This window comes from Bradyrhizobium valentinum (assembly GCF_001440405.1).
Lineage (GTDB): Bacteria > Pseudomonadota > Alphaproteobacteria > Rhizobiales > Xanthobacteraceae > Bradyrhizobium > Bradyrhizobium valentinum.
In genome coordinates this window covers 21,762-28,498 of sequence record NZ_LLXX01000044.1, presented here as the reverse complement: position 1 = coordinate 28,498, position 6,737 = coordinate 21,762, and the positions used below count along the sequence as shown (strand labels likewise).

The following is a 6,737-nucleotide window of genomic DNA, read 5'->3' as shown; positions in this document are numbered from 1 at the left end:
GGCAGCGGCAGGCCGCGGCCGATGTCGCGGTCTCGTGATGGGCAAAGGAGCGCGCGGGCAGCTCTTGAGTTTGCGTCTCTTGGGTCTATCCGGCAACACCCCGCCGCAATCTGCGGCGGACAAAGGGCAATGGCGGTGACCGGCTTTACCATCCACGATAACGTGATTACGCCGCGATTCCCGTCACCGATTTTTTGCAGTAAGGCGTTCAAATTCCAACGCAAACGCCAGCGCGTTGGCTGGATCAAATTAACCAAAATGGTTGTCATTTTTCCGCTTGTGCAAAGGTGCGCAAATGATTTCGACATGGAGTGAATGGAAGCGCTACCCCCGTCCCGGGCGTGGCGAAAATATCGAGGCGCCGATCTCGCCCGGAATCTACGAAGTCCGCTACGCCGGTACCGGCGCGCTGCACTCTTTCGAGGCGGTCGATAACGTCGCCCAGGCGCTGGCGCTTTTGCCGGTCGGTTCCAAATCCTGGTTCGGCCGCCGCGATACGGCCAAGCTGCCCGACCTCGAATACCGCACGTGCGCGACCTCCACTAAAGCCGACGCCAAGGCGGCCGCGCAAAGCATGATCGGCCGCCGCGAGGCGTATTTGAGCGGCGCGGCGTGATTGCCCCGGTCATTCCGGGGCGATGCGCAGCATCGAACCGGGAATCTCGAGATTCCGGGTCTGGTGCTTGCGCACCATCCCGGAATGACGGCGACCCCATCATCGCCCTCAATATTCGTTGAAGCAGGGCTGCTTCAGCCGCCGATGCATTGCTGCTGATACAGGCCTGTACTCGGACCAATATCCCAAGAAAATCCGAGGAGTAACGCCATGAACCCGCCCGTCGCCGCTCGCGCCAAATCCTCCCAACCCTCGCTGCACGACCGCCTGAAAGACCCCTCGCTGCTGCGCGACCGCTGCTATATCGACGGCGCCTGGGTCGGCACACCGTCGCGCCCGGTCACCAATCCCGTGAACGGCGTCGAACTCGCAAAAGTCCCGGCGTTCAGCACCGCGGAAGCCACCCAAGCCGTCGAAGCCGCCGAGCGCGCTTTCCCGGCCTGGGCCAAGCTCACCGCAAAGCAGCGCTCCAACATTTTGCGAAAGTGGTTCGAGCTGATCGCGGCCAACCGCGAGGATCTCGCGCTGATCCTCACCTCCGAGCAGGGCAAGCCGCTGGCGGAGGCGCTCGGCGAGGTCGATATCGGCGGCGCCTATGTCGAATTTTTCGCCGAGGAAGCCCGCAGGGTCTATGGCGAAACCATACCGACCCAGCGGCCGGATGCGCGGCTGCTCGCGATCAAGCAGCCGATCGGCGTCTGCGGCGCGATCACGCCGTGGAATTTCCCCTGCTCGATGATCACCCGCAAAGTCTCGCCGGCGCTCGCTGCCGGCTGCACCGTTGTGCTCAAGCCGGCCAATGAGACGCCGCTGACCGCGCTGGCGCTGGTCGCGCTCGCCGAAAAGGCCGGCGTGCCCAAGGGTGTGTTCAACATCCTCACCGGCAATTCGTCCGCGATCGGAAAGGTACTGTGCGAGCATCCCGCGGTACGCTTCGTCGGCTTCACCGGCTCGACCGAGGTCGGCAAGATTCTCTATCAGCAGGCGTCCGTGGGCGTGAAGAAGCTCGGCCTCGAGCTCGGCGGCAATGCGCCGTTCGTGGTGTTCGATGATGCCGATATCGACGCGGCGGTGGAGGGTGCCATCATCTCAAAGTATCGCAACATGGGTCAGACCTGCGTCTGCGCCAACCGCATCTACGCCCAGGACAAAATCTACGACGAGTTCGTCGAAAAGCTCTCCAAGAAGGTCGCGGCGATGAAGATCGGCGACGGCACGGAAGCCGGCGTCACGCAAGGCCCGCTGATCAACATGGCTGCGGTCGACAAGGTCGAAAAGCATATTGCGGATGCGGTCAAGGGCGGCGCGAAGATCATCACCGGCGGCAAGCGCCACGCGCTCGGCGGCAGCTTCTTCGAGCCGACCGTGCTTTCCAACGTGAAGGCGGACGCGCTGGTGGCGCATGAAGAAACCTTCGGCCCCTTGGCGCCGGTGTTCCGCTTCAAGGACGAGGCCGACGTGATCGCGATGTGCAATAACTCGCCGTTTGGCCTGGCGTCGTACTTCTACGCGCGCGATCTCGGCCGCGTCTGGCGCGTTGCCGAAGCGCTGGAAGCCGGCATGGTCGGCGTCAACACCGGCCTCATCACCACCGAAGTCGCGCCGTTCGGCGGCGTGAAGGAATCGGGCCTTGGCCGCGAAGGCTCGCATCACGGCATGGAGGAATATGTCGAGATCAAATACGTGATGATGGCGGGCGTGTAGCCGTCACCGGATGGAGTTTCGTAGGGTGGGCAAAGCGAAGCGTGCCCACCGCCGTCGTCCGTGCTAGAAGTGGTGGGCACGCTGCGCTTTGCCCACCCTGCGCTCTACCGCCGCAGCACCGCGATGGTCTGGTTGGCGAAGGAAAGCCGCTCCGCAATCACGGACACAAAGTAAGTCAGGAGCTTTTGGCCCAGCGCGGGATCGTCGGTCTTGATCGCCTCGAATTGACGCGTGTTCAGAACGTAGAGCACGCTTGCCACCTCGGCTTGGATCGTCGCGCTACGCGGCGCGTGCGAGACAAGGCCCATCTCGCCGATCGTGGTGTAGCGGCCGAGGCTGCGCACGCGCGTGGCGCGGCCGTCATCGGCCGGGACCATGATGCCGACACGTCCGTCGAGGATGAAATGCATGGAATCGGCGGCGTCGCCGGCGCGCACGATGATCTCGGCGGCGGCGACTTCGATACGCTGGCAGCGGCGGATCAGTTCGTCGGCGTCGTCCTCACTATCGAGCATCCGGGTGAACCAGTCGCGCAGATTGGCCGCTTCCTGTGCGAGCCCCTGATGCTGCATGATGATCTCGTTCTCGCACCATTCCAGCGCATGGTCGAGTTCGTCGATCGTGGTGATGCCATCGGTGATGAAGTCGCTCGAGCGCAGCACCTTCTCGGCGCTGGCGGACAGATGCACCAGCACCAGATGGACGCCGAGATCATGCGCGCTGCGCTTGATCTGCGCAAAACTGTACGCTGCCGACGAATCGATGCCGGTGACGAGCTTGAAGTCGAACAGTAGATAACGGCACTCCGGCTGCAGCAGCAGCAGCGCCTTGACATGCTGATAGAGCCGGTTGGCGGAGCCGAAGAACAGGTAGCTCTGCAGGTTCAGCCCCTGGATCTTGCCGCCATGGGCCAGCAGCACGTCCTGGTCGTCGCGCGAGCGATCGAGCGAGCTGCGATACTCCGAACCGTCGAAGCTGAACTTGATCGACTCGATCCGCGCCGCGCTGAACGCAAAGGTCGCGCAGCCGATGATGACACCGATCAGAACCCCCGGGACGAATCCCCAGGTGACAACGATGGCGATGATCGCGAGTAGCGAGAGGTATTCGATGTTGGAGAGCCGCTTGCGCGATTCGATGATCCATTTGTGCAACTGGCCCGCGCCGAGATAGAGCAGAAGCCCGCCGAGCACGAATTTCGGCATGTAGCCGAGCAGGGCGGGTGCCACCGCCAGCATCAGCAGCGAGACGGCAGCAGCCGTCAGGCCGGAAAGCCTGCCCCTGCCGCCGCTGCTGAAATTCAGGATGGTGCGGCTGACCGATACGCAGCCGGCGTAACCCGCGAGCGCACCGGCCAGGATATTGGCAAAGCCGGTGACGTTGAGTTCGCGCTCCAGATTGGCTTCGCGATGCACTGCGACTTCGATGCCGGTGGTGTTGAACAGGGTGCTGGCCGCCGTGACGAAGATAACGGCGACCAAATTGCCGAGCAGGTCAGGGACCGCTGACCAGGGATAGTGGGAGAGCTCGTCGGCGTGCCATGGCAGCATGAAGGCCGCCGGCGGCGGCGGCTGGAAGGTCCAGCCGATGGCGCGGGCCTGCTCGGAGGAGATGCCGATGATCCAGAACGCCAGATGCGCCGCGATCACGCCGCCAATCAGGACGGCCGGCAGACCGAACGGGCCGCGCGAACGGTGCGAGGTCACGTACAGCACGAACGCCATCGCGCAAGCCGCGCTCAATTCCGAGATCGTGATGATGTTGGTGAAGCGAAGCAGCGTGTTCAATTGCACGGGATGATCGGTGATCACGCGGACGGCGCCCAGCACGATCAGAAGCCCGGTCGCGCCCAGGAACCCGCCGATCACGGGATAGGGCACGTAGCGGATGGCGCGCCCCATCCGTGTCAGGCCGAGGCCGCACAGCACGATGCCGGTTACCACGGTCGACAGGGCTAGCGTGATCAGCACGGGTGAAAGCAATTGCGCCGACGGATCGGCCGCGAGGATGCGCTCGACCAGCGATGCGGCAAGGATCCCGGTCACCGCCGCGGTGGCGCTGTCGGGGCCGGCGACCCCAAACGGCAGGGAGCTGCCGAGCGCGATGACAGTCGCAATCACGGCAGAACTGACGAAGGTTGCCGCGATGCCATAGGACAAATACGGCGACAGCGGTCCTGCGAAGATCAGCAACGCATAGGACAGGCCGAAAGTAGTGCCGAGGACGCTCGCCGCGCTCCCACCAATAATATCATTGATGGCCCGCTTTGCCCGCGAGCCGAAATAGGTTGATCGACCAATCACGCGAAAAAAGCCCCAAAATTCCGTACGTTAGTCGTAGACGAGGCCGGCGTGGGACGACAACAACAATCTTATGACAGCCGGGCTGTTAAGGCGCTGCGCGGCCTCAGTCGGTCCCCCCATCGCCGCCGAACGCGCCGTGGCGGCCCACGCCGGAAGCAAATCGTGTCGCACCCGACAGCGTTTCGCCCGAGGCGATCACCTCGAGCCCGCCGCGCATCTCATTGGCGATCGCTTCCTCCTCGGAAAGGTCCCATTGCCGCAGCGCCGACAGCCGGTCGGCGCGCAGGCACTTTTGCGGGAAGCGCGCGATTTCCTGGGCGAGCGCAATTGCCTGCGCCACCGCCTCGCCGCGGCCGACGACGCGGTTGGCAAGACCTATGCGCAGTGCTTCCGGTGCGCTGACCGGGCGTCCTGTGAGAATCAGATCGATCGCCTGCGAATGGCCGATCAGCCGCGGCAGGCGGATGGTGCCGAGATCGATCAGCGGCACGCCGAAGCGGCGGCAGAAGATGCCGAAGGTCGCATCCTCGGCGACCACGCGCATATCCGCCCATAGCGCCAGCTCCATGCCGCCGGCCACCGCAAAGCCCTCGACCGCCGCGATCACCGGCTTTGACAGCCGCAAACGACTAGGTCCCATCGGCGCAATCGAACCGTGCCCGCCGAGTTCGCGCTTCTTGTTGGGATCGCCCGCCGCCACCGCCTTGAGATCCGCGCCCGCGCAGAAATAGCCGCCGGTGCCGGTGAAGACGGCGACGGACGCGCTTTCGTCGGCGTCGAAGGCAAGAAAGGCGTCGTACAGCTCGCGCGCAGTGGCGCCATCGACGGCGTTCCTGCAATGCGGGCGGTTGATGGAAACGATGGTGATGGGACCATCGCGTTCGACAAGCACGGTATCGGCTTCGGACATATCAGGCGCTCCCTGGATCTTGTTTCCTGGAAGCTTGGCACTAGACGCGAGGGCGACGCAATCCCAAGTCGTCATTGCGAGCCAACGGGTCGCAATGACGGTAAGGCCGCCATCTTCCACAGTTGTCATCGCCCGGCTTGACCGGGCGACCCAGTATCCCAGAGACAGCAGTGAATGAATCGAGAAGCCGCGGCGTACTGGATCGCCCGGTCAAGCCGGGCGACGACAGCAAGAGAATGGGCGAGGTCGCTGTTGACTATCTAGACCTCCAACTCGTCACCCGTCACGCGCCGATACGCCTCAAGATACCGCTTGCTGGTCGCGTCCACCACGTGCTCCGGCAGCGGCGGGGGCGGGGCATCGCCGTTCCAGCGGCCGGCGCGGCGCTCGGCGTCGAGATAGTCGCGCAGCGGCTGCTTGTCGAAGGACGGCTGCGGCCGGCCGGGCTTGTAAACGTCGGCCGCCCAGAACCGCGAACTGTCCGGCGTCATCACTTCGTCGATCAGGATGATGCGGCCGTCCGCCGCGCGACCAAACTCGAACTTGGTGTCCGCGATGATGATGCCTTGATGCCGGGCAATCCGTTCGCCGAAATTGTAGATCGTGCGCGCCATGGTCTCGAGCTTCTCCGCGACGTCGGCGCCGACGATCTCCCGCATCCGGGCGACCGTAATGTTCTCGTCATGACCAGTCTCGGCCTTGGTCGCCGGGCTGAAGATCGTCGTCTCCAGCTTCTCGCTTTCGACCAGTCCAGGCTTGAGCTCCTCGCCGGCCAGCGTGCCGGATGCGGCATACTCCTTCCAGGCGGAGCCGGAGATATAGCCGCGGACCACGCATTCCACCGGGAAGACCGTGGTGCGCCGGCACAGCATCGCGCGCCCGAGGATGTCGGCGCGATGGTCCCTCAAGGCGGGCACCTTGCGGATGATTTCGTCGGCATCGGCGCTGATCATGTGATGCGGCACCACGCCTTCGAGCTGGCGGAACCACCACGCGCTGATCTGCGTCAGCACTGCGCCTTTCATCGGGATGGTCTCGGCCATTACGACGTCGAACGCGCTGATGCGGTCGGTGGTGAGCAGCAGCACACGGTCGTCGCCGACGGCATAGATATCGCGCACCTTGCCGCGGCCAAGCCGTGGCAAGGGCAAATCGCTGGCGAGCATCGCGTTCATTCGGTCAGGCTTTCGAAACGGCACGCCTG

General features: G+C 64.1%; 6 protein-coding genes. 3 read left to right on the top strand and 3 right to left on the bottom strand.

From position 1 onward, the window contains the following. The 3 genes from CP49_RS46650 to CP49_RS07905 form a co-directional block, all read left to right on the top strand. Window positions 1–315, top strand: a 315-nt coding sequence (locus tag CP49_RS46650) for a hypothetical protein (protein WP_210183096.1), incomplete at its 5' end; no start/stop codon positions are given. Continuing rightward, window positions 296–616, top strand: a complete 321-nt coding sequence (locus tag CP49_RS07910) for a hypothetical protein (protein ID WP_057849730.1) — start codon at window positions 296–298, stop codon at window positions 614–616. The genes CP49_RS46650 and CP49_RS07910, both read left to right, overlap by 20 nt. Before the next feature lie 210 nt (window positions 617–826). Continuing rightward, window positions 827–2,320, top strand: coding sequence for an NAD-dependent succinate-semialdehyde dehydrogenase (locus CP49_RS07905; protein ID WP_057849729.1), 1,494 nt, complete (start codon window positions 827–829; stop codon window positions 2,318–2,320). A gap of 104 nt (window positions 2,321–2,424) precedes the next feature. On the opposite strand, the gene CP49_RS07900 is transcribed toward CP49_RS07905, so the two are convergent. The 3 genes from CP49_RS07900 to CP49_RS07890 all read right to left on the bottom strand — a co-directional run bounded on the left by CP49_RS07900 (window position 2,425) and on the right by CP49_RS07890 (window position 6,708). Next, the gene (locus CP49_RS07900) at window positions 2,425–4,623 is read right to left on the bottom strand and encodes an SLC26A/SulP transporter family protein (protein ID WP_057849728.1); all 2,199 of its coding nucleotides are present in this window, start codon (window positions 4,621–4,623) and stop codon (window positions 2,425–2,427) included. A 103-nt stretch (window positions 4,624–4,726) separates the two neighbouring features. Beyond that, window positions 4,727–5,533 carry a crotonase/enoyl-CoA hydratase family protein gene (locus tag CP49_RS07895; RefSeq protein WP_057849727.1) on the bottom strand — a complete coding sequence of 269 codons (807 nt, stop codon included), beginning with the start codon at window positions 5,531–5,533 and terminating at the stop codon, window positions 4,727–4,729. Window positions 5,534–5,793: 260 nt separating this feature from the next. Then, window positions 5,794–6,708: a phosphoribosylaminoimidazolesuccinocarboxamide synthase gene (locus CP49_RS07890; protein WP_057849726.1), complete on the bottom strand. Its 915-nt coding sequence runs from the start codon at window positions 6,706–6,708 to the stop codon at window positions 5,794–5,796. Window positions 6,709–6,737 lie beyond the last annotated feature (29 nt).